This window comes from Clostridium sp. AM22-11AC (genome assembly GCF_003473545.1).
GTDB lineage: Bacteria > Bacillota > Clostridia > Lachnospirales > Lachnospiraceae > Enterocloster.
Map to the genome: position 1 here is coordinate 346,573 of NZ_QUCM01000001.1, position 24,759 is coordinate 371,331.

The 24,759-nt window shown below is 42.9% G+C and carries 21 protein-coding genes and 1 pseudogene; 9 read left to right on the top strand and 13 right to left on the bottom strand.

Features of this window, described 5'->3' with window-relative positions; all coding sequences use genetic code 11:
- Positions 1-6: 6 nt before the first annotated feature.
- The 3 genes from DW251_RS01680 to DW251_RS01685 all read right to left on the bottom strand — a co-directional run bounded on the left by DW251_RS01680 (position 7) and on the right by DW251_RS01685 (position 2,991).
- Positions 7-1,374, bottom strand: coding sequence for an MATE family efflux transporter (locus DW251_RS01680; protein ID WP_118300026.1), 1,368 nt, complete (start codon positions 1,372-1,374; stop codon positions 7-9).
- Between the two features lie 87 nt (positions 1,375-1,461).
- The gene (locus DW251_RS17850; protein ID WP_182433555.1) at positions 1,462-1,611 is read right to left on the bottom strand and encodes a hypothetical protein; all 150 of its coding nucleotides are present in this window, start codon (positions 1,609-1,611) and stop codon (positions 1,462-1,464) included.
- A 219-nt stretch (positions 1,612-1,830) separates the two neighbouring features.
- Entirely contained in the window at positions 1,831-2,991 is a 1,161-nt protein-coding gene (locus DW251_RS01685) for a pyridoxal phosphate-dependent aminotransferase (protein WP_118300027.1), read from the bottom strand.
- 198 nt (positions 2,992-3,189) lie between these two features.
- Between DW251_RS01685 and DW251_RS01690 the strand changes: the two genes are divergently transcribed.
- The 3 genes from DW251_RS01690 to DW251_RS01700 all read left to right on the top strand — a co-directional run bounded on the left by DW251_RS01690 (position 3,190) and on the right by DW251_RS01700 (position 5,486).
- Positions 3,190-4,107 (top strand): LysR family transcriptional regulator, encoded by a 918-nt coding sequence (locus DW251_RS01690; RefSeq protein ID WP_118300028.1) that lies wholly within the window; start codon positions 3,190-3,192, stop codon positions 4,105-4,107.
- 126 nt (positions 4,108-4,233) lie between these two features.
- On the top strand, positions 4,234-5,037 hold the full coding sequence (locus tag DW251_RS01695; protein ID WP_243034839.1) for a threonine/serine exporter family protein: 804 nt from the start codon (positions 4,234-4,236) through the stop codon (positions 5,035-5,037).
- Positions 5,034-5,486, top strand: coding sequence for a threonine/serine exporter family protein (locus tag DW251_RS01700; protein ID WP_021870281.1), 453 nt, complete (start codon positions 5,034-5,036; stop codon positions 5,484-5,486). Before DW251_RS01695 ends, DW251_RS01700 begins: the two co-directional genes overlap by 4 nt.
- A gap of 335 nt (positions 5,487-5,821) precedes the next feature.
- On the opposite strand, the gene DW251_RS01705 is transcribed toward DW251_RS01700, so the two are convergent.
- Both DW251_RS01705 and DW251_RS01710 read right to left on the bottom strand, forming a co-directional pair.
- Positions 5,822-7,783, bottom strand: a complete 1,962-nt coding sequence (locus tag DW251_RS01705; protein ID WP_118300029.1) for an aconitate hydratase — start codon at positions 7,781-7,783, stop codon at positions 5,822-5,824.
- A 48-nt stretch (positions 7,784-7,831) separates the two neighbouring features.
- On the bottom strand, positions 7,832-8,878 hold the full coding sequence (locus DW251_RS01710; RefSeq protein WP_021869212.1) for a DUF4349 domain-containing protein: 1,047 nt from the start codon (positions 8,876-8,878) through the stop codon (positions 7,832-7,834).
- A gap of 365 nt (positions 8,879-9,243) precedes the next feature.
- On the opposite strand from DW251_RS01710, the gene DW251_RS01715 reads away from it, so the two are divergent.
- The 4 genes and pseudogenes from DW251_RS01715 to DW251_RS01735 all read left to right on the top strand — a co-directional run bounded on the left by DW251_RS01715 (position 9,244) and on the right by DW251_RS01735 (position 11,825).
- The gene (locus DW251_RS01715) at positions 9,244-9,588 is read left to right on the top strand and encodes a VOC family protein (protein ID WP_021869213.1); all 345 of its coding nucleotides are present in this window, start codon (positions 9,244-9,246) and stop codon (positions 9,586-9,588) included.
- Positions 9,589-9,849: 261 nt separating this feature from the next.
- Positions 9,850-10,707 (top strand): YitT family protein, encoded by an 858-nt coding sequence (locus DW251_RS01725; protein ID WP_021869214.1) that lies wholly within the window; start codon positions 9,850-9,852, stop codon positions 10,705-10,707.
- 127 nt (positions 10,708-10,834) lie between these two features.
- A pseudogene (locus DW251_RS01730) lies at positions 10,835-11,208 on the top strand (MerR family transcriptional regulator).
- A 56-nt stretch (positions 11,209-11,264) separates the two neighbouring features.
- Positions 11,265-11,825 carry a flavin reductase family protein gene (locus tag DW251_RS01735; RefSeq protein ID WP_021869217.1) on the top strand — a complete coding sequence of 187 codons (561 nt, stop codon included), beginning with the start codon at positions 11,265-11,267 and terminating at the stop codon, positions 11,823-11,825.
- 67 nt (positions 11,826-11,892) lie between these two features.
- On the opposite strand, the gene DW251_RS01740 is transcribed toward DW251_RS01735, so the two are convergent.
- From DW251_RS01740 to DW251_RS01755, 4 genes are read right to left on the bottom strand one after another with little or no spacing between them, the layout of a single operon-like run.
- Entirely contained in the window at positions 11,893-12,936 is a 1,044-nt protein-coding gene (locus DW251_RS01740; protein ID WP_021869218.1) for a beta-propeller fold lactonase family protein, read from the bottom strand.
- Positions 12,937-12,938: 2 nt separating this feature from the next.
- Positions 12,939-14,039 (bottom strand): U32 family peptidase, encoded by a 1,101-nt coding sequence (locus DW251_RS01745; protein ID WP_021869219.1) that lies wholly within the window; start codon positions 14,037-14,039, stop codon positions 12,939-12,941.
- A 42-nt stretch (positions 14,040-14,081) separates the two neighbouring features.
- Positions 14,082-15,689, bottom strand: coding sequence for a hypothetical protein (locus tag DW251_RS01750; protein WP_118300030.1), 1,608 nt, complete (start codon positions 15,687-15,689; stop codon positions 14,082-14,084).
- A 54-nt stretch (positions 15,690-15,743) separates the two neighbouring features.
- Positions 15,744-17,060: an MATE family efflux transporter gene (locus tag DW251_RS01755; RefSeq protein WP_021869221.1), complete on the bottom strand. Its 1,317-nt coding sequence runs from the start codon at positions 17,058-17,060 to the stop codon at positions 15,744-15,746.
- 50 nt (positions 17,061-17,110) lie between these two features.
- Here DW251_RS01755 and DW251_RS01760 point away from each other — a divergent pair, with 50 nt between their 5' ends.
- The gene (locus DW251_RS01760; protein ID WP_118300031.1) at positions 17,111-17,893 is read left to right on the top strand and encodes a M20/M25/M40 family metallo-hydrolase; all 783 of its coding nucleotides are present in this window, start codon (positions 17,111-17,113) and stop codon (positions 17,891-17,893) included.
- A gap of 240 nt (positions 17,894-18,133) precedes the next feature.
- On the opposite strand, the gene DW251_RS01765 is transcribed toward DW251_RS01760, so the two are convergent.
- Genes DW251_RS01765 through DW251_RS01775 form a run of 3 tightly spaced genes read right to left on the bottom strand, consistent with a single transcriptional unit; the run spans position 18,134 to position 21,538 of the window.
- The gene (locus tag DW251_RS01765) at positions 18,134-19,279 is read right to left on the bottom strand and encodes a mandelate racemase/muconate lactonizing enzyme family protein (protein ID WP_118300032.1); all 1,146 of its coding nucleotides are present in this window, start codon (positions 19,277-19,279) and stop codon (positions 18,134-18,136) included.
- 42 nt (positions 19,280-19,321) lie between these two features.
- Positions 19,322-20,224: an alpha/beta hydrolase gene (locus DW251_RS01770; protein WP_021869224.1), complete on the bottom strand. Its 903-nt coding sequence runs from the start codon at positions 20,222-20,224 to the stop codon at positions 19,322-19,324.
- 18 nt (positions 20,225-20,242) lie between these two features.
- Complete coding sequence (locus tag DW251_RS01775) at positions 20,243-21,538, bottom strand: SLC13 family permease (protein ID WP_243034840.1); 1,296 nt, start codon at positions 21,536-21,538, stop codon at positions 20,243-20,245.
- Positions 21,539-21,984: 446 nt separating this feature from the next.
- Between DW251_RS01775 and DW251_RS01780 the strand changes: the two genes are divergently transcribed.
- Complete coding sequence (locus tag DW251_RS01780) at positions 21,985-22,923, top strand: helix-turn-helix domain-containing protein (protein ID WP_118300033.1); 939 nt, start codon at positions 21,985-21,987, stop codon at positions 22,921-22,923.
- Between the two features lie 104 nt (positions 22,924-23,027).
- Here DW251_RS01780 and DW251_RS01785 read toward each other — a convergent pair whose 3' ends face one another.
- The gene (locus tag DW251_RS01785) at positions 23,028-24,527 is read right to left on the bottom strand and encodes a tagaturonate reductase (protein WP_021869226.1); all 1,500 of its coding nucleotides are present in this window, start codon (positions 24,525-24,527) and stop codon (positions 23,028-23,030) included.
- Positions 24,528-24,759: the final 232 nt, after the last annotated feature.

Below are 24,759 nucleotides of genomic sequence, written 5' to 3' on the forward strand. Positions count from 1 at the left end.
TCCTCCTTAAATTAAAGTATTAACTCTGTTTTTTCTGATTTTCTTTAAAAATACATATCCAACCAGACATGCGATCACTTCAGTGACCGGAAATGCCCACCAGATCAGTGAAATTCCCATCTGTCCATTTCTGACAAATAATGAAAAGATTCCCGCCAATGGCAATATGATAATAAGCTGTCTCAAAAGTGAAATAACCAGTGATTCCAAGCCGCCATCTAATGCCTGATAAATTCCCTGATAAGCAACGTTAATTCCGGCAAACAGAAAGCTGACAGAGATCACTCTCATTGCACCGATAAAATATTCTCTTGACTGTCCTGCATTAAACAAAGTTGCAAATGCCCCAGGGAAAATCTCTGTGATCCCAATTCCCAGGATCATTAATGCAATGGTATAGATCAGGCCATATTTGATCCCATCCTGAATTCTCTTTTTATTTCTCATTCCATATGCAAATGCAATGATGGGAGTGATCGCATCCCTCAGGCCAAAGGCAAGGAAGAGAACGAACTGCTGAACCTTATAGAACAATCCATAAGCTGTCTGTGCTGACGGATTGAATTTCAGGATCAGATTCATCACATAAACCATAATGGACATCAATGCCTGCGCAATAATTGCAGGAAGTCCGATCGCATAGATTTCTTTTATAACACCGGCATCCGGCTTCATGTATTTCACTCCATGCCCGAATTCCTTATTCAGCCTTATATGAAATATAAGCAGCAATACTGCTGATGCTACCTGGCCAATTACAGTTGCGTAGGCCGCACCTTCCACTCCCATTTCGGGACAAGGTCCAATACCATAGATCATGACCGGATCAAGGATAATATTTACAACAGCTCCAACTACCTGGCCAATTGTTGAATAAAGGGAACGGCCCGTTGCCTGTAATAACTTTTCAAATAAAGAAAAGAAAATAATACCAAAAGAGATCACGCAGCATATCCTCAGATAACTGACTCCCATTTCCAATGCTTCTGCATCAACTGTCTGTGATGAAATATATGCTCTCACACCAAAGATGCCAAACAATAAACATACCACATAAATGATCACACCAAGAAACAGGCTGTTTCCTGCTACCTTTGCAGCCTTTTTACTGTTCCCCTGTCCCAGTGTCCTTGCAAGAAGCGCATTTGTTCCTACACCTGTTCCGATCCCCACTGCCACCATAAGCATCTGCACCGGAAATACCAGGGTCAGTGCATTTAATGCTGCTTCACTGCCCACTCTCATATTTCCTACAAATGCACTGTCTACAATGTTATAGACCGCCTGCAATGCCATGGATAAGATCATAGGGATCCCCATCTGGATCATCAGCTTATTCACCGGCATATCTTTCATCTTGTTACTTTCTGCCATTTTGTTTTAACTCCTCTCTTTTTGGCACAAAAAAAGTGCGCACCTTGTCATATAAGCTGGACTTACGCTGACAAGCTACACACTTTTTCATGGCAAATATTCTATTTTAATAAAATAAAAACGAGCAGCATGTAAACTGGATTTACGCTCACCTGCTACTCGTTCGTTGTAATTATATTTCCTGTTTTTCAAAAAGTCAAACAAAATTTTTCTGGCATTTTCTCTTTTATGAACCATTTATGATAATGTCCTAATATACCACAAGGAAAACGATATCACTGTAAGTCATCCCATCGGATTTATATAATAAAATTTGGCACGATCCACATACCAGTCTTTTCAAACATATTATAAGCAGAAATACCGCATGCCACCGCCTATAAGGATAAGCACTACCGGCAAACTCCCCCATAACGATCAGGCGGTCTGGTGAAATTCAGGCATTTACCTGTATATTTACATAATACTTTCCATAAACCGCTGGATCCGGTCCATCCCCCGGTTAATCTGCTCCATGGATGTTGCATAGGAAAGGCGCACATATCCTTCGCCCTGTTCTCCAAATGCTGATCCGGGAGCTGTTACGACGCCTTCTTTCTCCAGAAGTTTCTCGCAAAATTCCACAGAAGTCATCCCTGTTTCTTTAATATTTACAAACGCATAGAATGCTCCGTTTGGCGGTGTACAGGATAAACCTTTGATGCCATTGATCCGCTCCAGAACGAGTTTTCTTCTTTCTGCATACTGTCTGTTCATCATTGCAATATCTTCATCGCCATTTTTTAACGCTTCAATTCCTGCATACTGTACAAACTCGGGAAGACAGGAAGGCATATTTTCCTGCAACTTTGGCAGTCTGGAAAGGATATTTCTTGGTCCCGCCATATATCCAAGACGCCAGCCTGTCATGGCATATGTTTTTGAAAAAGAATCTACATAAATAGTGCGTTCTCTCATTCCATCTAAAACTGCAATATTGATATAATCTGTATCATTATAGATAAGATGTTTATATACAGCATCGTAGATCACATAAAGATCATATTCTAAAGCTACTTTTGCAACGGTCTCCATGGTTTCCCTTGTTGCAACGCCTCCCGTAGGATTGCAGGGAGAATTAAGGATAATGGCTTTTGTTTTATCTGTCACTCTGCTTTTAAGGTTTTCATAAGTAAAATTAAAATTATCCTTTTCATACACAGGCACCGGAACTGCAACTGCACGGTTCATCACAATCTCGCCTACATAATTGGTATAAGACGGATCTGCGATCAGGATCTCATCCCCAGGATTAACAAGGGCAAGGATCGCCATATACATTCCCATCATTCCGCCTACTGTTACTACAATCTCACCTTCTGGATCGTAATCTACTTTGTCGTACTGTTTTAAAGCTCTGGAAATTTCCTGACGCAGCGGTAAAATGCCTGCATTATCCGTATAATGGGTACACCCTTCATCTAACTTTTTCTTTGCGGCTTCAATAATGTGCTTTGGTGTCACAAAATCTGGCTCACCAAGAACAAAACTTACAGTATCTTTTTTATTTTTTGCCAGATCATACATTCTTCTGATTCCTGACTGCGGCAGATTTAAAAAACTACTTGTTGGCTTCATTTTGTCTCCCCTCCGTTTATTTAGAAATACCTTCTCGAGCAAGTATACCTTTTCGTTTTTCTATCGACTTCTTAACTGTAACATAGTCTTATTATGAATGGAATTGCTATGTATTCATATTAAGTTGAACAAAATTCACCATCCTTATTTACATTTGTTTGTACAGAAATTATAATTTCTAACAAGGAGGGAATCACTATGACATTATCAGATTATATTATTTTTACAACTGTTTCCGAACTGAAAAATATGAGCCTTGCTTCTGATAAACTCTACCTGACAAGGTCTGCTATCAGCCATGCCATTTCCCGCATAGAACGAGAAATCGGCTTTCCATTATTTATAAAAAATACGCACGGAATCGAACTTACAGACAACGGAACTAACCTTCTTCCCCTTGCATACGCTGTTATACAAAGCCACCAGCATTTCAATGAAAAAATCGCAGCGATCAATGGACTGGCTTCTGGCAATGTCCGCCTTGGAACCTGCTCCAGCATCTGCATTAACTGGATACCTGAACTTGTGAATAATTTCCGTCATCATTATCCTGACATACAGATTCATATATTTGCAGGTATCAATAATGCGCAGATTGTAAAAAAACTGGAGCAAAATGAAATCGATATTGGTATTAGTTCTTACTACTCTTGTGATACCATCAACTCCTCTGTCATCAGCTCTACCGTCATCTATGAAGATGAAATGGTTTGTGTTGCAAATTCCAACTTTCATACAGCCACTCCTGGGATCATCACTGCGGAAGAACTGCAAAATTCTGCTTTCATCATCAGTGATCAGGACTATGGTGTAGAATCCCGCAGTGTTCTTGAAAAACTTCACTTAAATGCAAATTCCACCATTACAGCCACTGACGATGCAGGACTGGTTGCAATGGCATCTGCTGGCTTAGGCTTTTGTATTTTAGGGCGCCTGATATTAAAAGGGACAACTTCCCCTGTAAATGTTTATTCCTTCCATCCACAGCAATTCCGCCATATTGCTTTGCTGCAAAAGAAGAATACAACACCTTCTCCTGCTGCAGAAATTTTCCAGAAACATATTATAAGCTATGCCTCTTCCTATCCAAATCCAGCAATTCCATTCAACATTTGATGAAAAATGTTCAATGGTTCTGTATCTGACAGGTACTTGTAAAAAAATCACTTGCTCCGTATAATAAACGTAGATCTATTACCAAACAAAGCATTCCTGAAAATATTTATTAAAAGGGGAAGCAAAATGCAGATAAAACAAGAAAATGACGGACACGCCATTATTGATCATCTGACAGGAGAAGAAGTATTGACCTGCGCCATTAATATTGGAGAACAACTTTTAATGAGTGGTGCAGAAATCAGCCGTGTAGAAGATACGATACGCAGGATCTGTGCAGCTTACGATATCAGGCAAAGCCATATATTTTCCATTGCATCCTGCATCATCGTGACATTAGAAACAAAAGATCATAAATGGATCACCCAGACCCGGCGGATATTAAGCTATGGAACAGATATGTGGAAGCTGGACCGGTTAAATAATCTTTCCCGGCTGATATGTTCAACAAAACCACCATTAGAAAGGATCAACCGGGAATATGCACTTATATTAAACGGGCCGGTCTATCCTCCTGTGGTCCAATGCCTTATCTACGCAATGACAGCCGGTGCATTTGCGATCTTCTTTGGCGGAAATCTATTGGACGGTTTTTCTGCCATGTTTGTGGGGGCACTGATCCGGATAACATTGTACGCATTTACCGCAATAAAAATGAAAGCCATTTTTTCTAATATCCTGTGTTCCATGATCTCCGGTATGGTATGTATCCTTACCCACTATATCGGTCTCGGACATCATGTAGAAATGATCATGATCGGAAATATCATGCTTTTAATTCCCGGTGTCCTGATGACAAACTCTTTCCGTGATTTCATCAGTGGCGATATGATCAGCGGACTTTTACACTTTTCAGAAGCGATCATCACTGCCATCTGCATTGCTGCCGGATTTATTTTTTCAAAAATACTGCTTGGAGGTATCTTATGAATCAGGAACTTATCTCTGTCATTTCAGCATTTTTCGGTTCTCTGGGATTTTCTATCATCTACAACATCAGAGGACTGCGGATCTGGATCCCGGCAATTGGAGGTGCTGTTTTCTGGGCTGTGTATCTGATATTCCTTCATTTTATAAATAATGAATTTTTAGGTTTTTTCTTTGTGGCGATCCTGATCACAATTTATTCAGAAATATGGGCAAGAATATTAAAAACACCTTCCACCGTTATTTTAATGCCCACAGTTATTCCACTGATCCCCGGCGGATCACTATACTATGCAATGGATGCCGCTCTCCGGCATGATATGCCACAATTTTTCTTAAAAGCCCAGGCCGCTGTCGGACTTGCTGTGGCACTTGCAGCAGGTATCATGGCCGTAACCTCCATGCAGCATTTAATATCGGCGCTTATAAAAATGATTAAACCAGCCCCATGACCGGAAAATTACCGGAAAAACGGCCGCAAAGATAAGTGCAGGAAAGACTCCGGGAGTACATCTATCTAAAAAAAGAGAACCAGCCGCCGCAGCTGCCGGTTCTCCCCTGATCATTTTACTTTTCTTTTCAGGATCACCATGGCTAAGAGGATCAATCCACTAAATATCAAATTTGCCATTGCTACCTTCGTCTCTAAACGAATAGGCTAATATCCACACATTAGACAGTGTGATATCCATTTCTTTTAATGTACTTAATGCGACACGATAAAATAAAGGGCATTGATACATTTGTATCTAAATTACTATTATCATACCTCATTGATAAGCATTTATCAAATATTCCCCTGCTTTGCCAGTTCCTTCTTCAAATACCGCAACTGGCCTCCGCAGAGCACTACTTCCAGTTCATTATCTGTCAGGTCTAGCTTTGTCTTAAAAATAAAGCCTTTTGTCACATCTTTGACTACTACTCTCCTTGTTGGAATCTGGTCCAGGAAATTTTCAATCTCCAGTTCATCTCTCAGATCAACTTTTTCATAATCTGCCGGATCCTCAAAAAGCATTGGCACGATGCCGTGGTTTACCAGATTTCCCTTGTGGATACGGGCAATGCTCTTTGCGATCACACATTTTATACCCAGATACATTGGATTAATGGCTGCATGCTCTCTGGAAGAGCCCTGACCATAGTTTTCACCACCGATAATGATACTGGATCCCATTTCTCTTGCTCTTTCAGAAAACTCAGTATCATATCTGTAGTAGCAGTATTTGGACATCAGCGGGATATTGGAACGCATGCTGGAAAATTCCGCGCTGGCCGGTGTTATATCGTCAGTGGAAATGTTGTCGCCGCCTTTTAAGCTTACCGGCACTTTTAAGTGCTGAACCGGTACTTCCGGAACCGGCAGGAACTTGATGTTTGGTCCACGGACAATTTCTACCTTCTTTGCTTCCTCTTCTGGAAGAGGTTTGATGATCAGGTTGTCATTGATCTCATACTCTTCTTTTTCATGAACTTCTGCCAGAATATCGATCTGATCTCCTAAAATATCTGCTGCTGATGCAAAAGTACCCATAATAGCAGTGGCGGCTGCGCTTTCCGGGCTTACCAGATAGATCTTGGCATTTGGATTTCCTGCACGACCCTTAAAATTACGGTTAGAAGTACGCACTGCAATTCCTTCTGTAGCCGGTGTCTGGCCAATGGCGCAGCATGGTCCACAGGCAATCTCCAATATACGCACACCTGAATCCATAAGCATTCCCAGATAGCCATCTTCCATCAGTGCCTTATAGGTCTGTCTGGAGGCAATGGCACAGGTACAGCTTACATTATCATTTACCTTATGTCCTTTAAATACCAGGGCTGCCTTTGCAATATCTGCATAGCTTGCATTAGTACAGCTGCCGATAAATACCTGCTGAACAGGAAGTTTTTCTACCTCGGATAGTGGTTTTACATTGTCCGGCTGATGAGGACATGCCACTAATGGCTGTAAGGAACTAAGATCCAGGTCGATCACTTCGTCATATTCTGCGTCCTCATCCGCAAGCAGCTCTCTGTACTCATCTTCTCTTTTCTGGGACTTCATGAATTTACGTACCTGTTCATCTGCCGGGAAAATGGACGTGGTTGCACCCAATTCTGCCCCCATATTTGTAATAGTCGCTCTCTGAGGTACTTCCAGAGTTGCTGCACCAGGACCTGCATATTCGTATACATTTCCAAGACCGCCTTTAATGGTCACACGGCGCAGCATCTCTAAAATTACCTCTTTTGCGTTGACACCTGGATTTAAAGCGCCGGTCAGGTTAACTTTGATCACTCTCGGCATTTTCAGACGCATAGGAACGCCGGTCATGGCAGTAGCAACATCCATACCTCCTACACCGATACACAGCATACCAATAGAACCGCCGTGAGGTGTATGGCTGTCACCTCCCATGCTTACCTTTCCAGGAGCGCCGAAGCGTGATACCTGGACTGCATGACAGATACCGTTTCCAGGTCTGGAAACATGAACACCGAAATGCTCAGCTGCAGACTGTAAGTAAATATGGTCATCCGGAGTCTTATGATCTACATAAAGAAGATTATGATCCAGATAGCTTACGCTGCATTCTGTGCGGATCCGGTCCAGGCCAATGGCTTCAAATGCCAGATATGTCATAACTGCGTTAATATCATGTGTCAGTGTCTGATCTACTTTTATAAAAACTTCTTCTCCGGCTTTCATGCTTCCGGATACATAGTGAGCTTCAATGATTTTTCTTGTAAGTGATTTTCCCATAGTGTTCTGTCTCCTGGAATTTAAGTATCTACATAATCATTTCTTTAACTACTGTTTCCGCTGATCCGGTGCCGGGTTGTCTTTTTCTCCTCCCTGCATATGATCATAATCCTGCAGTTTAACCTGAGATACCTCTGTATCCTTCTTTCTGCCGATTCTTATTTTTCCAGATTTCCGGCTCCTGAAAGTTTTCCGGAGCTTCCACACCAGGCACCCGATCACTGCTGCTGTTATCCAGAACGGGCTGGTAATGATCACACAGATTCCAAAGTTTTTCACTCCTTCTGCCAACCGCCTTCCATTATCTGACAATCCCTTTAAAATCTGCTCTCCAGCAGATTCCGGAACAGCCTCGGTATACCGCTTCACTTCGTTAATATTTAACGTCACCTGACTGTACTCGATCTGGTTGTCATAGAGACGCAGCTGGGATTCGTAAGATTCCAGTTCATAACGGATATCTGACAGCCGCTCTTCTAATGCGATGATGCTATCCATGGAGTCTGCCTTTTCAAGCAGTACCCACAAACGGTCCTGTTCAATCTTTAATGTCTTTTTGCGGCTCTCGATGTCACTGTACTGCAGTGTCACATCCTTGGTGCTTTCTGACCTTCTAACTACGTTTCCTGCTGACTCCACACCATTTAAGAATTCATCCAACCGGTCCTTGGGCACACGTACGGTCAGATCAGCCCAGCGCATCATAGGATTGCCCTGCCAGTCTAATTGATTGCCAGAAACATTTTCATTTTCAATATATCCGCCGAACTGCCTGATCTGTGTTTTCAAAGCTGTCATCAACTGCTCAAACTGCTCAGTCTCAACGTCCATGCTGGCAGTTCTGATCAGCTTTCGGCCTGTTTCTACTGTTGCCATATTCTCTGTTCCTGATGCTGTGCCCGCTGCTGTATCCACAAAAGCTGATGCCCCTTCCCCGGACATCTCCCCCTTCTCATTCTCCACATCCATGGCAGCGGCTGCTGTCTCCATGATATACCCGTTATTGATGCTGTTTTTAGAACCGCTTGCGGCTCCACACCCTGAAATGACTGCCACTACTCCGGCAATTGCAATACCACGCCAATACTTCCTCATAATTTTCCTCCTTCCATGTCTAATGTTCTCCCGGAATCTTTTTTCATTTCAAAAAATAATCTGATTTTTTACCACGCTGCCTTCCTTGTATTTTCAGTATATCAGATTTCTTCCCGTCAAACCTATCTTTTCCCTTAACTTTGTGCAAAGATTCTCTTGCAGACAGTGCAATAACCTATCAAACACACTGATGATTTTGCTAAGTATATCCTGCCTTCTTCTTACATGCCCCATTAAAAAAACTTATATGTCTTATTTAAAAAAAACTATTTTCACATCCAGAGTATTGCTGTATAATCATATCCATACTTAATCATACATTTTATGGCCTTTTCCAAGAAAAAGAAGCCAGAAAGGACATTTTTATGACCAAGCTCGATCATGCTGCTATCCGCACAGTTCATTACGAGGAAGCACAAACGTTTTTTAAGGATGTTTTTAATATGCATATGTGGAGGGAGATTGGTGAAAAACCAGGACGCAAATGCTGGTTCAAAGAAGGGATCCAGTTATGCGAAGCAACAGAAATATCTGTTTCTGCTGAAAACGGCTACGACCATATTTCCCTTGCTGTAGACTCTGTTCCTGAAATCATGAAAAAAATCAAAGCATATCCTGTTACCCCTATTAACGACCACTGGTTCTCACTTCCAAACGGAACAAAAATCGAATTAAAGCTTCTTTCAGACTGGAAATTGAATGAGGAATAATATTTTATAAAGCTCTCTGGAAAGTGGGGTAATCTTCTTTATTTTACTTTGTTTCTGTCTTCTGTAAGAAATTCTTCCTGTGGAAATGCCACACCATCTTCTACTACTTCATTCCAAATACGGATCATATCTGAGAGGTCTTTTTGCTAAAAGTATATCCCCGCTTTCTAAAACAATCAAGCTATGGTAAAATGAATGTTGCAGATACAGTTACACTTCCTGGTTTAACTGTAACCAACTATAATCCCACAGAGGTGTGTCATGAACCATTCAAACAACCATGTTACAGAACTGATCAAAGAAACTCTGGTCCTTACAGCAGCTATGGCCATCGTAGCCGGAGCTGTGTACTTCTTTCTTTTACCAAGCCATGCTTCCGTAAGCAGTATCTCCGGTCTTGGTATTATCTTATCTAACTTTGTCCCTCTGCCCCTTTCAGCCATCACCATGATCTTAAATATACTTTTACTGATCATCGGATTTTTTACCTGCGGAAAAGAATTCGGGGCTAAAACCGTATACACCAGTATTGTACTTCCCCTTTTCCTGGCCCTTTTTGAAAGAATCTTCCCGAACATCGGCTCCTTAACTGACAGTCAGGAACTGGATGTTTTATGCTATGTTTTAACAGTCAGTATCGGTTTAAGCATCCTGTTTAACCGAAATGCTTCTTCCGGTGGTCTGGATATCGTTGCCAAGATCATGAACAAATATCTCCATATGGATCTTGGAAAAGCCATGTCCTTATCCGGCATGTGCGTTGCTCTTTCAGCGGCTTTGGTATACGACAAGAAAACCGTTGTTTTAAGTATTCTGGGAACTTATTTTAACGGTATTATCCTGGATCATTTTATCTTTAACCATAATGTAAAGCGCCGGGTCTGCATTATCACAAAAAAAGAAGAAGAGCTGCGCCATTTTATCATTAATGACCTGCACAGCGGCGCTACGATCTATGAGTCGATCGGCGCCTACAATATGGAAAAGCGCAATGAGATCATTACTATTGTAGACAAATCGGAGTACCAGAAACTGATGAATTATATCAATCGTGAAGACCCACATGCATTTATCACTGTATATACAGTATCTGATATACGGTATCAGCCCAAGAAGTAATTTTGCCTCTGCTTTGCGGCAATTAACATTCCACTTTGCCTGTATATCTTGACTTAGAGTCAGCTCCAGGTTGTATAATGTTTTCAGACCAGAAAACTATACTTTTATGAAAAAGGAGTGTGAAACCGTGACCATCAAAGAAGTAAGCCAGAAATACAATATTTCCAGTGATACACTGCGCTACTACGAGCGTGTGGGAATGATCCCGCCTGTGACCCGGACTGCCGGAGGCATCCGCGATTCGGCGAGTCTGATCTTGGCTGGGTAGAACTGGCCCTGTGTATGCGTGGCGCCGGACTTCCTGTAGAAGCCATGATCGAATATGTAAAACTGTGCCAGCAGGGAGATTCCACCATCGAAGCCAGAATGCTTCTTTTAAAGGAGCAGATGGAAACCTTATTAGAGCAGAAAGCACAGATTGAAAGCACCATCAAGCGGCTGGATTTCAAGATCTCCCGCTATGAGGAAGCAGTAAAGACAGGAAAACTTACCTGGGAATAAACGAATTTGGAACTATTTTAAAATCTACTACACTATCATAATAAGGAGAATTTATCATGAGAAAGAATTTTGGAGCAAAACCATACACCTATCCACAGCCAGTATTTATGATCGCAACTTACGATGAAAACGGCACTCCAGATGTGATGAACGCAGCTTGGGGCGGCATCAGTGAAGGAAATGAACTTTCCATGTGCATCAGCGAAGGCCACAAAACCACAAAGAACCTTTTAGCCCGCAAAGCCTTTACTGTAAGCATGGCAGATGCGCCTCATATGACAGCCTGCGACTACGTAGGCATTGTTTCTGCAAACAAAGTACCTGATAAATTTGAAAAAGCCGGTTTCCATGCTGTAAAATCGGAGTTTGTTGATGCTCCTCTTATTGAAGAGCTGGCAGTTACTGTAGAATGCAGACTGAAAAGCTATGATGCCAAAACCTGCCGTCTGGTAGGTGAGATCGTCAATGTCAGTGTTGATGAGAAAGTATTAGATGAAAACGGAAATGTAGACATCGCAAAAGCACAGCCGATCACCTTTGACCCATTTAACAACAAGTACGTTGTTTTAGGTGATGTTGTAGGAAATGCCTTTACTGATGGTAAAAAACTGATGTAATACAAATTACGTCCGTAAAAGTGTAAAAACTCCCTCTGTACGTCAAAGATACAGGGGGAGTTTTTGTTTAATCTGCAAACAGAATACACACCGGGCTGCCGGTATGCACAATATTCAATGTTGGGATCAGTGCCCCGGTCATATTGTCAAAATCAAATTCTATAATGGTATCACTGTCCTCATTTGCAACGTAGCACTTTCCATTGTCTCCAAAACAGAAGAACCGTGGAGTTTTTCCCAGGCATGGGTAAAATCCTACGTTTCGCATATAACCGGTCAGCGGGTCGATACGGTAGACTGCAATACTGTCTGTATAACGGTTGGATACAAGAACAAATTTGCCTGAAGGGTCAACCATGACCTCGCTGGCATCGGAATATCCAGTCACTGTTTCCGGCACAGTGGTCAGCTCCTGCAACGCCTCAAAGGTACCATTTTCATCATCAAAACGGAAGAAAAGAACTTTATTTCCCTTCTCCTCACACATATACACCCAGAGGTTATTTGGGTGCACTGCTGCGTGACGGGGCTCATCCCATGTTCTGGATAAAAACTGAGCCGTCTGAGTAAACTGTCCGGTCTCATGATCATAACGTAAGGCCCGCATCTGTCCATAACCATTTACACGGCTCTGGGCACAGGCAAATAAAAAGTTCTTCTTTTTATCCCAAAGACACTGATGAATGGTTGATACCTTTCCCGGTTCCTTGCCCTCATAGGTAAATTCTGCGATCACTTCTCCCAGGGAACCGTCATTCTTCCGGTCAATGGTGTAAATGGTACCTCCCTGTAAAGTGGCAACGATTACATGTTTATTGTTGCGGTCCACTGTTATATCCACAGGATTTCTGCCGCCAATATCAATGGTATTTATATGCTCTAATGTATGATCTTTTAAAATACGGTAACTGGAAACCTTCGTAATATCCCCATGAACACTGTAAAGATATTTTCCTTCGCCATCCAGAGTCTGAAAAGACGGGTTTGGCTCTGTTTCCAGACACTGCAGGCATTTCCAGCTGCCATCTGGCTGGATTTCATAAGTTTTAAGACCTTCTCCCCGGGCATTTCTCTCTTTCGTTGTCCGGCATCCTACATAAGCATAGCGCATGATTATTTCCTCCGTTTTATATGTTCACCACTTCTGTTGTTTTTGCAAAAGGATAGCACATTCATATAATAACACATTCCACTACATTTTCCAGCTGAACCAAACAGTTCCTTTTTCATTTGAGAGATATATGTTTCTTCCGCTTTTAATCCGGCTGGAATGTTTCCAGTTTTTTCCATATCTAGGACATCTTTTAATATTTCCAGTGCCTTTCGAAGATTTCTAATGTCACGTTCCATGTAGTCAATATAATTTCCTCGCCCCACTAATTTTAAATGGGTAATGCCTGCTTTTTTCAGACTGTATAAAGCGCAGAGACCACAGCCAGTCTGTCCACAAAGATAGCTGTCATCTTCCGGTTCATCCACATTTTCTGCTGATCCAATGTTTTTCATTTCATTTTCCTGGAGTTTCACTGGCAATGGGCTTGTTTTCAATCTGTTTTCTGCTGATACACATTCTCTGATCCGCCCCAATTCATAGGGAACCAGACAAAGATGGCACATTTCATCGCAGTGGAGAGAATTGCAGAATGCACCGGTAAACTGACACATTTCATTTAGTGCAAAGGCTTCAAATTCTGTGGTCTGTCCTGCTTTGCTGATAATGGATCCCATATCTTCTATACTGTTTTTTCTGTGAAAGATCAGACGCTTCAGGTTCCGTTTTTCAAAAGTCTTTAGCATTTCGCTGTTGACCTCTGCTGTTTCACCACTCAGGTGAATATCACAATCTATCCTCTGCTGGCGCAGATATAAAAGCAGCGCCGGATCTGCGATGATAAAGCTTTGAAAGCCGATAGACATACACTGTAGAATGATATTAGCAATTTCCAGGTATTGTTCTGGAATGTAGTATAAAGAGTTAAAGGTTAGGTGGACTGGTTTTTCGTATTTTTTTACCATAGAAGCCAGTATTTCCAGTTCACTGAACGCGCCTAACTGTACATTGGAACAAAGGACTTCCCTGCGGTTAAGAGGCAGAAGTGTCCCATATTTTTCCGTCCATGAATAAGGGACGTAGCCACAGAAAAATTCGTCTGCCCCGGCTTTTACATAGGGGATATATTCATCTATAGAACCAAGTCCGGCTACGATCTTCATCTGTACTTTTCCCTCCTTTTCTGATCATGTACTCTTATTTTTTTATCTTTTAACACCTGAATCCAGCAGGTTCACTACCAGACGGTCCACACCCGCTTTTTTCCATTCTTTCAGTATTTTTTCTGTTTTTATTTTCGTTCCTATTTCAGTTCCTGTTCCTGAACCAGAACCATCCTCAAAAATACGACTGTCCAGTGCAAATAACGAATTATATCTGCCAATCATTATCAAATGATCCGGATACAAAAATGCATAGTCTTTACAAAACTTCGGACATTCCTCTGCCAGCTTCTGCTTTCCCCGCTCTCCTGTCATACACTTTGCATACAATGTGCAGTACTGGGAGGTATTGGTCTGGTAAAAAGGAAGATGCAGGCTGTTTTTTCCTGGAGGCAGAGTCATATCATAGCCGCAGCTTTCCCACTCATACCTTACAATGCCGTATTCTTTCTTCAGATATTCCCTGTAAAAATCAGCATTTAAATTATTTTCTGACAGATATTTATCTGCATCTGCCCCGATCTGTTCCATGGTCCCTGTTTTATAATGCAGCCTCGGATCTTTCCGCCGCTTATTTAATAAAATGCCAAGTGCCGGAACAAGCAAAGATTTCCCCTTTAACATTTCTGCCATAGCCCAGTCATTGACCTGTATCTCCAAAATAACCTTATTTTCTTCGCACCAATTTTCCAGCTTTTCTATCAGCTGACCTGTGTTTTCTAACATAAATTCACGGATATAAGAGAATGTCAAAGTTACCTGCAAGCTCTCTTTTCTGGCTTTTTCAAGAAGCTGAAACAACTGGTCTTCCTTTGGAAAAAGCAGGTGGCAGAAGGAATTTCCGATGTAAAGACGCTGTGGAAAGTGATCGGAAAGCCAGTGCCCGGACAGGTAATTTCGCTTCCAGTAATTTTCCATGAAGGTTGTAAGATCCTTGGATAAATATTCCTCGTAAAGCCAGGGATTATCCAACTCCAATGTATACTCAGATACCGGACTTTCTGAGCCAACCTCCAATCCAGTTTTCAATTTCTGTTTTGCATCCTGTACTGTTTTCTTTGCTTTTTCTGCTTCTACTTCTTTTTCATCCCTGTGAATTTCTTTCGTCTCTCTGAAAAACCAGGCTTTTTTCTGCTCTTCAAAGTCCCTGGCAGTGACCACATCCCCGCCTTCCGGGTACGCTGTCATAAAACTTGCCAGTTCTTCACTGTCTCCCAGTAACTTCATCCGGATATACCGGTCATACCACCCTAAAAGATACTGTACCTGTTTGCGGTATTCTATAAATTCTGCACTATCATTATCATCTATAAAATGACTGTCCCACATAATATCTTTATTTTTTATATGATCCAGATATAGAGTATACTCATAATAAAATTCATATTCTCCGCTGCATTCCAGTGTATAAGAATGCAGTTCTACCTGCTCATACTCCAGTTTCGGATAATGATAAAAGCAGACTCGAAATAATTCCGGGTCTGCTATTTTTTCTGCTGTGCGGAAGGTAAAACCGTTTTCCGCAAGCTCTATGATACGAATTTCTTTTTCACCGGCAAAACCGGCGATCAGTCCAAAAGGGAGCATGGACACTCCCTGTATCTTTTCTCTGACCTTGTTTTTGATCGTTCTGTCCTCATTTTTATCCAAACAACCATGCCTCCGTTATTCCAAACCACCTGGACTTTGCCTTTTCAACATGTCTTAAAGTTTCGATCTTAACATACAAACCAGTCCTGTAATATCTGCCAGTACCCAACCGATGGGGATCGCCGCCCAGATACCTACTTCTCCTACTTTCGCAGACAACACATAAGCTAAAAGTACACGCATTCCTAAAGAAATAACCGTAAGGACTACGGACATTCCCGCCCGCTTTACAGCACGGTAATAACCGTAGAACAGGAACAGACAGCCAATTCCCCAGTAAAATGCACCTTCTACCCGCAGATATTTAATACCACAGGCAATAACCTCTGTTTCTGCCTTGCTTACGAAAATGCCCATTAACTGTCCTGCAAAGATAAATACCAGGGCAGAGATAAAGATACAGAACAGAATACTCAGTGCAAAAGCCTGTTTTGTGCCCTTTTTAATACGTTCTCTGTTTCCTGCTCCATAATTCTGTGCAATAAAGGTAGAATAAGCATTACCAAAATCCTGAACCGGCAGATAGGCAAAGGAGTCAATCTTCACCGCTGCCGCAAAAGCTGCCATGACTACCGGGCCAAAGCTGTTTACCAGTCCCTGGACCATAAGGATGCCGAAATTCATTACCGACTGCTGGATACAGGTCATAGAAGACAGGTTGACGATCTCTTTTAAAATGCCGCCATTCCATTTAAGCTCACTCTTTTTGGGGATCACCTGCGGACAGCAGCGAAGGGCGAAAACCGTGATACCAAGTCCCGAAATGTACTGTGCGATAATGGTAGCCAGTGCCGCACCGCCGATCCCCATAGACCACACGGCCACAAACAGCAGATCCAGTACAATGTTAATAACCGTAGAAACTGCCAAAAACACCAGCGGCACCGTAGAATTTCCCATTGCCCGCAGCAGACAGGCAAAGAAGTTATAAAGGGATGTTGCGATCAGGCCTGCAAAGATGATCAACAGATACTGGCGCATTCCCTGCCATACCTCTTCCGGCACCTTTAAAAATGCCAGAATGCCATCCAGTCCCAGATAGACCAGGATATTTAAGACTACTGTTACTGCCATGATCAGCACAAAGGCATGAAATACAGAGGATTTTAATGTTTTTTCATCCCCTCTGCCCTTGTAAATAGAAAACAGCGCCCCGGAACCTAAACTTAAGCCCAGAAAGATAGACGTAAGAAAAGTCATCAGTGTATAAGCAGAACCAACTGCCGCCAACGCATCTCTTCCCAGCACCCGGCCTACGATCAAAGTGTCTGCAATGTTGTAAAACTGCTGGAGCAGATTTCCTGCCATCATAGGCAGAGCAAATAAAAGAAGGGAACGGGAAATGTTCCCCTTTGTTAGATCGTGATACATAAAATATTACCTCTTTTGCATAAAACTGCACCCGGCTTCTGCCAACACAGATGTACCGCCGGACAAAATGTCACTTTGTCCATTATATAACACAATATAAAAAAAAGTCCAGACAGAAAGCAGCTGCTTCCATCCGGACCCTTCAACACGGCACAAAATCCGGGCAGCTTTTCTGGAAAACCGGCGCTGTTTTTGCTTCCAGCGACTGTATTGAGATCCATATTCACGGAAAAGGCGGACATGCTTCCACCCCGTTTCTGGCCATCAATCCTATTTTGATCGCAGCTGAAATAATAAACAGCCTTCAGGGACTGGTATCCAGAGAATCCACCTATAATGTACCTGCTGTATTAACAGTCACCGGTATTACTGCCGGAAATGGAGCTTATAACATTATCCCAAATTCTGCCACTATTGTAGGCGGTCTTCGTACCCAGAGTCTTGAAGTGCGCAGCCACCTGTTAAAACGTATGGAAGAGATCAGTAAACAGTGTGCTGCCATGTACGGCGCAACTGCTGAAATGAAAGTTCCGTCCGGCTGCCCTCCGGTGATCAATGACCCAACTGTGACTGCCGATTTCATTACAGCAGCAAAAAAAGTCTTCCCGGCAGAGGATATCCTGGAACTGGATCATTCTTCCATGGGTGGAGAGGACTCTTCCTACTTCTTTACAGAAGTGCCTGGCTGTTATGCGTTTCTGTATAATTCCATTCCTTCTGATGATGGAAAGGAATATCCACACCATAATGGCCGTTTCTGCATTGACGACTCCGTTCTGTATCTTGCCAGCGCTGTGTTTGCACAGGCAGTAGCAGACCAGATCTGTAAATGAACTTTATTAAAACAGGCTGCAACGAGAATTATTCCCATTGCAGCCGTATTTGTCCCCTCTGATACCGGATTGCTACGTGCATTGCACTCCCGCAATCCTAAAAACATTCGTAATCCGCTCATTTTTCTTCAAAAAATGGCTTCTTACTCATGTTTTGGCGGGTCCCAAGTTCAAAAATCCTACTGCAAGCAAGCTTGCGTCGGATTTCTGACCTTTTGACCCTGGTATCATATTATGTTATCACCAGTCTTTTACAGACCCGTCAAAGGCCCTGCGGGCTGCATTGCTGCCACGCTCATTGGCCGGATACAGTTCTTCTGCATCATCTGCCAGTTCCACACCAATACCAGGTGCTTCCGGGATCAGCATGCATCCATTTTCAAAGCGCAGCGGTTCTTTTACCATCTTATCTTCTGCACCGTTTAAGCAGAAACCAGGCAGTTCCTGGATGCCAAGATTTGGAATGGAGGCACAGATCTGCAGGCATGCTGCTGTGGATACAGGTCCCAGTGGATTGTGGGGGATCACAAGGACGTCATGAGCCTCTGCCAGCGCGCAGATCTTCTTGCTGGTAGTGATACCGCCTACTGCACATACATCCGGGCGGACATACTGGCAGGCGTGACGTGCCATTAATACCTCAAATTCACGCAGGTCGATAAAGCGCTCTCCAGTGGCAATGGGAACGCCCACTTTGGATGCAACCTCTGCCATGGTATCTACATTATCCGGCGGAACCGGATCTTCTAAGATCATAGGACGGTAAGGCTCTACTGCACGTCCAAATGCAACTGCCTCCGGCAGAGTCATGCCACGATGCACTTCCAGTACAAAGTCAAAATCATTTCCAACTGCTTCACGGCAGACACGTACCTTTTCTACTTCACGTTCAATACGGCTGGAATAAAATTCCCCTTTTCCATCTGGTGCGCTGACCGGACCGTTGCAGAAGATTTTTGCAGCTGTAAAGCCCATTTCCTGCAACTGCTGATACTGCTTTGCAAGCTCATTGTTATCTTCTGTGAGATGCATAACAGATGCATAAACGCGGACTTTTTCGCGGGTCTTTCCGCCTAAAAGCTCATAAACTGGAACTCCAAGTGCCTTACCCTTAATATCCCACAGTGCAATATCAATAGCAGAAATAGCGCTCATAATAACAGAACCGCGGAAATACACGGAACGCAGGAAATTCTGGTTAAAATCCTCAATACGGAACGGATCTTTTCCGATCAGGTAATCTGCAAACTTTTCAATGGCTGCTGCTGTGGCCCGTAAATACCCCCAGTTACCAGCCTCGCCAAGACCTGTGATCCCGGCATCAGTATATATCTGTACAAACAGGTAATGCTTTGCAAAACGCAGCTTTACATCTGTAATCTTCATTGTCTTACTCCTCATATAATATCTTTTCTTTTGACATTTGTTCTATCTTAAATGCTCCTGAAAAAATTTGTACTGACGATCCAGTGCCCGTTCCCAGCCAGGTGTCCGGTTTGTAGTAAATCCATGCATAGCCTCTGTGATCCGCTGCATTGTCACACAGACTCCGGCTTTTGCCAGACGCATTCCAAATGCTTCTGTATCATCTCTGAGGCTGTCTTCCCCGGCTGATATGATCAGACAGTCTGGAAACGCGGCCAATGCCTGATCTTTGGCAAATGCAGGTGAACACAAAGGATCTGATGGATCTGCATCTCCTACATAAAAATCAGTGTACATTTTTTCTGTCTCCGCACGTTTTACCCAAAATGGATCTTTCTTCAGTTCTTCTGACAATCTTTCTACTGGATCTACGGTATTATCTGTAGGGAAATATTCCATTAATGCACAACAAGGATGCAGTTCTTTCGTCTCCTCATTTTTGATCAGAACAGATGCTACTAAATTCCCTCCTGCACTATGTCCGGCAAGAATGATCTTTTCCTGGTCAATTCCAAGTTCTGTACTATGTTCAAATGCATAACTTACGATCTCATAAGCTTCCTCTGCCGCAAAAGGAAATGGATTTTCCGGTGCAAGGCTGTAGTCAATATCCCATACCAGGCAATTTAGTTGTTCCATGGCCCAGCAGCAATACCTGCGGTCCCGGTCTGTACGGCCTTTCAGAAATCCACCGCCATGAAAATTTAACAGCAGTGCAGCCTGTTCTGGTAAATTTTCTGGACGTTCTTCAAAAACATGCACCGTTTTTCCGTTTTTTGTGCGGATCCAAAGTTCTGTTTCTTTTCCCGGCAGCGCTGCAAGTTCTTCTTCGCTTACCGGACCAAACCGATCACGGCTGCGTACCATATCCGCAATTTCGATTTTTTCTTCCTGGGTCATAGCCATATCCACTCCTTCTTCTCTTTAAAATGCCGGAAATACGGTCATAGTATAAAAGATATAAATAAATGGCAGGATCAATGTGATCAAGGCACCGCTCTTAAAAATTGCCCTTAAGTCATAACCTCCATCTGCCATACACATAGGAACAGCCGGAGTTGCCATAGGTGTTAAAAATGCAGTCAGGGAACCTGCATTAACTAACAGTACCAGTCCAACAGGGTTTGCGCCCAGCGCAGAACTTGTAAGCAGACAGATTGGAACAAATACTGCAGATACAGAACGGTTCAGCATAAACTGAGTAAGTACAAACGGGATCAGGAAAAACAGTGCGCCAAGAACATAATTGTTATGTGTTCCACCAACAGCTGATGCAAGGGTATTTCCGATCATATCGCCTGCACCGGTATTTGTCAGTGCTGTTCCCAGAGCCAGTGCGCCTACAAACAACATCAGCATATCCCACGGAATGTCGCGCAGCGCAGCTTTCTGGTCTACAACACCAAATAATACCATAAGAAGGCTTCCGGTCAATGCAACAGACCATGTAGCAAGATGTAACTGGCTGGAGAAAATGAGGCATAAGATCGTACCAAAGAAAATTGCGATTCCGATCTTGTCTACAACCGGACTGAGTTTCTGCTCCTGTTTTCCAGCATTTCTCTTTTCCAGGGCTTCAATAGGAACTACCGGTGTTTTAGGTGTGAATTTCGGTCCAATAAATAATGCCCAGAGAGGAACAATAATAAGGATCGGCCAGGTACCAATGGTAAAATCTACAGCACGGATACTCATATCAGTAAATCCGTAGGTTTCCATAAATCCGGTAAACTGTCCTGCCTGCTGGATAGCAGTAGATAGCGGCAGGATGCCGCAGCATGCCACACATACAACCATAACCGGGAACATGTACTGGGTACGGCTGTGACCAGTGTTGTCACAAAGAGCTGCCAGCAGGGGACTTACGATCGCATATACAACCATCGGACTGGCAATAAAGTTAGTCAGTAATACAGCAATCAGGATATATCCAAAATAGGCTGTGAGAAAACTTCCTCTTGTCAATTTCATAATAGCATCACACATTCCATCTACCAGAGATGTGCGGCGGAAACCTGCCGCTACTATAAACATAGTTGCCATAAGCAGCGTATTAGCATTTGAAAAACCAGCCAGTGCGCCAGTTGCATCAATGCAGCCTGTAAAATACAGTGCAGTCAGAGAGAGCATTGCTGTTAGCCACATTGGTATCTTATTCATCATATAGCTGACCAGAGTAGCTGCAAAGATCACCATACAGATCATCATTTGAGTATTCATATTCTTTTCCCTTCCATTATTACATCATTATTAAATTATAGTCTGAAAACTCCATAAGCTTTTAGCTGCCCGGGCCGGGGCTCATTGTTGTTATGCTCATCCTAACAGAATGTGAATTTTTTGTCGCTGTGAATATTCGCAGCTTTTTACTGCACTCTGTTTTCCATTTTCCTCTTCTGCCCTCAGTCCCTACTGTCTTTTACCGTAAAAAATCCAAATATTTCCCCTGTTTATTTCGTCATTTTTTTGTCCTGATTCTTGTGCATTCTGCCAGTTTCCAAGGTTTTTCTTTTGTATTTAAGGAAAAACAATCGTTGACACAGGCCACATTAAACAGTATTCTGAAATCAGGTTTAAAATCTGGATCGTATCTTTTCTAAATTTTACAACAGGGAAAATGTTTGGATTTTGAAAAATAAAATTTTAGAGAATAAAAAGGAGCCCCTATGGAAGAAACTTATTATGAAATGGATCTGCCCCGTGAAAATATCCACCTGCGCTGCTTTGCACACAGCATTATGAATTACCGTTATCACTGGCACCCGGATGAATATGAGCTGAGCATCGTTCTTAAAGGCAACCAGGAATACTGCCGTGGTACAGAAACACACTCTCTTTTTGAAGATGACCTTATCCTGACAGCACCAGGCAACGGCCACGCCTCCATGCGCCAGCAGCCTGACACCCGGGCTCTGGTCCTGCATTTTCCGTCAAATGCATTAAAACTTTTAGTTAAAAAGGGATATATTTACCAGTTTCCCTCCTGTCTTTCCAATGAAAACAACCGTTACGAAGAACGTTTCTGCCGCATCCGCTTTTATGCCAGCCAGATCTGGCAGTCACTAGAATGTGGCGGTACCTATGCCCAGTTAAGTGCAAAAGCAAACCTGGAGCTGCTCCTTATCACACTTTTTACAGAATTTGATCCCCAACAGATCAATCTGATCTCTGAAGAAGACAAACGACGCGCTACGATCCATCTTCTCCTCAGTTATGTAGAGGAACATTATGCAGAAAAATTATCCCTGGAGGATCTGGCAGACTACGCCCAGTACAACCGGACCTATGTTTCAACTCTATTTAAACAAATGGTAGGTATCAATTTCCACGAATATCTTACAAGAGTAAGATTTCAGCATGCCTTAAATGACCTGACCTACACCAGGGATAACCTGACGGACATTGCATTAAAAAATGGCTTTCCTGATCTAAAGACTCTCACTGCCCGTTTCCGTTCCACCTTCCAGCGCACTCCCGCCCAGTACCGGGCGGCGTTAAAACCAGATGAAGTGCTCTATGATAAAGTGCGGCAGTTCTTAGATCCACAGGATATGGTGCTGAGAAAAAAACTGGGGGAATACGCAAAAACCGGAATAATAAAATAGTATTCTGAAATCCTTACAAAAAGGGCTGCCCATTTTCGGACAGCCCCTTCATTTCTTAAATAATGTATAGATTTTATATCAAATAAGACCTATATTCTTCCATTTTACAGGCAGCTAGCATATGCAGCCTTAGCGCCTTTTTCACGGATCAGCTTCAGGTCAGCTGCAACCTTAGCTTCCAGACCTTCGATCTGGGTCAGATCCTGATCCCACATCTTTTCATTGGTCAGAACTGCGTGTACCAGTTCTTCTGCAGAAGCATCCTTGTGATCGTTGTAGAATTCCAGTACCCAACGGTCATCACTTACAGTGTACTCGTTGCCAGCCGGACGCTTGCAAACCAGACCTGCATCTGTAAGAGACTGGATATCATTGCTGTAGAATGCGATGTATGCAGCCAGTGACATGGTCAGGCACTCTGGCAGAGCACCTTTTTCCTTGATGTATTCCAGGAAGGAAGGCATATTTCTTGCTTTCCACTTAGAGGTGGAGTTTAAGGAAATGCTCATCAGTTCATGGTTTACAAATGGGTTGTTGAAACGATCAGATACAGCTGCTGCAAAGTTTAACAGATCGTTCTTGTCCAGTGGCAGGGTTGGGATAACTTCATCGTAAAGCATCTTGTTCATGAAGCCCTTGATGGTCTCATCGTTCATGCAGTCACGAACAATGTTCTCGCCAGCCAGGTAAGCACCCAGAACGAAACCTGTATGAGCGCCGTTTAAGATACGAACTTTTCTCTTCTTGTATGGGCTCATATCCGGAGTAACGAATACCTTGTCTAACAGACCAGCCTTCTTAAATGGCAGTACGTCATTTAACTTCTCATCGCCTTCGATTACCCAAACGCCGAATACTTCACCAACGTCGGTCAGAGGATCTTCGTAGCCGTTCTTTGCATCCAGAGCCTTAACTTCTTCTGCGTCACGGATACGTCCTGGAACGATACGGTCTACTAAGGAACCACAGAAAATGCAGTCTTCATTTACATACTTCTTGAAGTCAGCGCCCAGTTCCCACTGATCAATGTACTGGTTTACGCACTTTAACAGTTCTTTACCGTTGTTGTCGATCAGCTCGCAAGCCAGCATGATAATTCCTGGCTTACCAGCCTGGAAACGATGATACAGAACCTGGGTCAGCTTTCCCGGGAAGCTTGCCGGTGGGCAGTCATCCTTCTTACAGGATGGATCATACTGGATACCAGCCTCAGTTGTGTTGGAAACGATGATCTGCAGATCGTCGCTTGCAGCAACTTCCATCATCTTATCGTAATCAGCTTTCTCATATGGATTTAAGCAGTTAGCAACGCTGGAGATCACACGCTTGTCATCTACCTTCTTGCCGTTTTCGCTTCCACGCAGGTACAGAGTGTACAGACCTTCCTGCTCATTGATCATCTTTGAAAGACCTGGTGCGATTGGCTGTACCAGGCAGCATTTGCCGTTCCATCCGGCTTTCTCGTTTGCAAGGTCAAACCAGTAATCTACGAATGCGCGAAGGAAGTTTCCCTCACCAAACTGTAAAACCTTCACCGGAGCATCCTCCAGGATATAGCCATCGTAACCGGATTTCTTTAATACATCATAATTCAGAAGTGCCATAATTTAATATTCTCCTTTCCTATGCGGATCATTCCCTGATATTGTTTCCTGTTTCGCTTTCTGGACTCTTCCGGAATTTTCCGGAAACCATTTCCTTTCCGAAACCCCGGAAATGTCCTCTCTGAATTGCAGTATACCACACTTTTTCTACTTTTCAAATACAAAATTGTAAATACTTACATAAATTTTGTAAACGCTTACATTTTCTGCTGTTTTTCCTGGAAAATGCCGG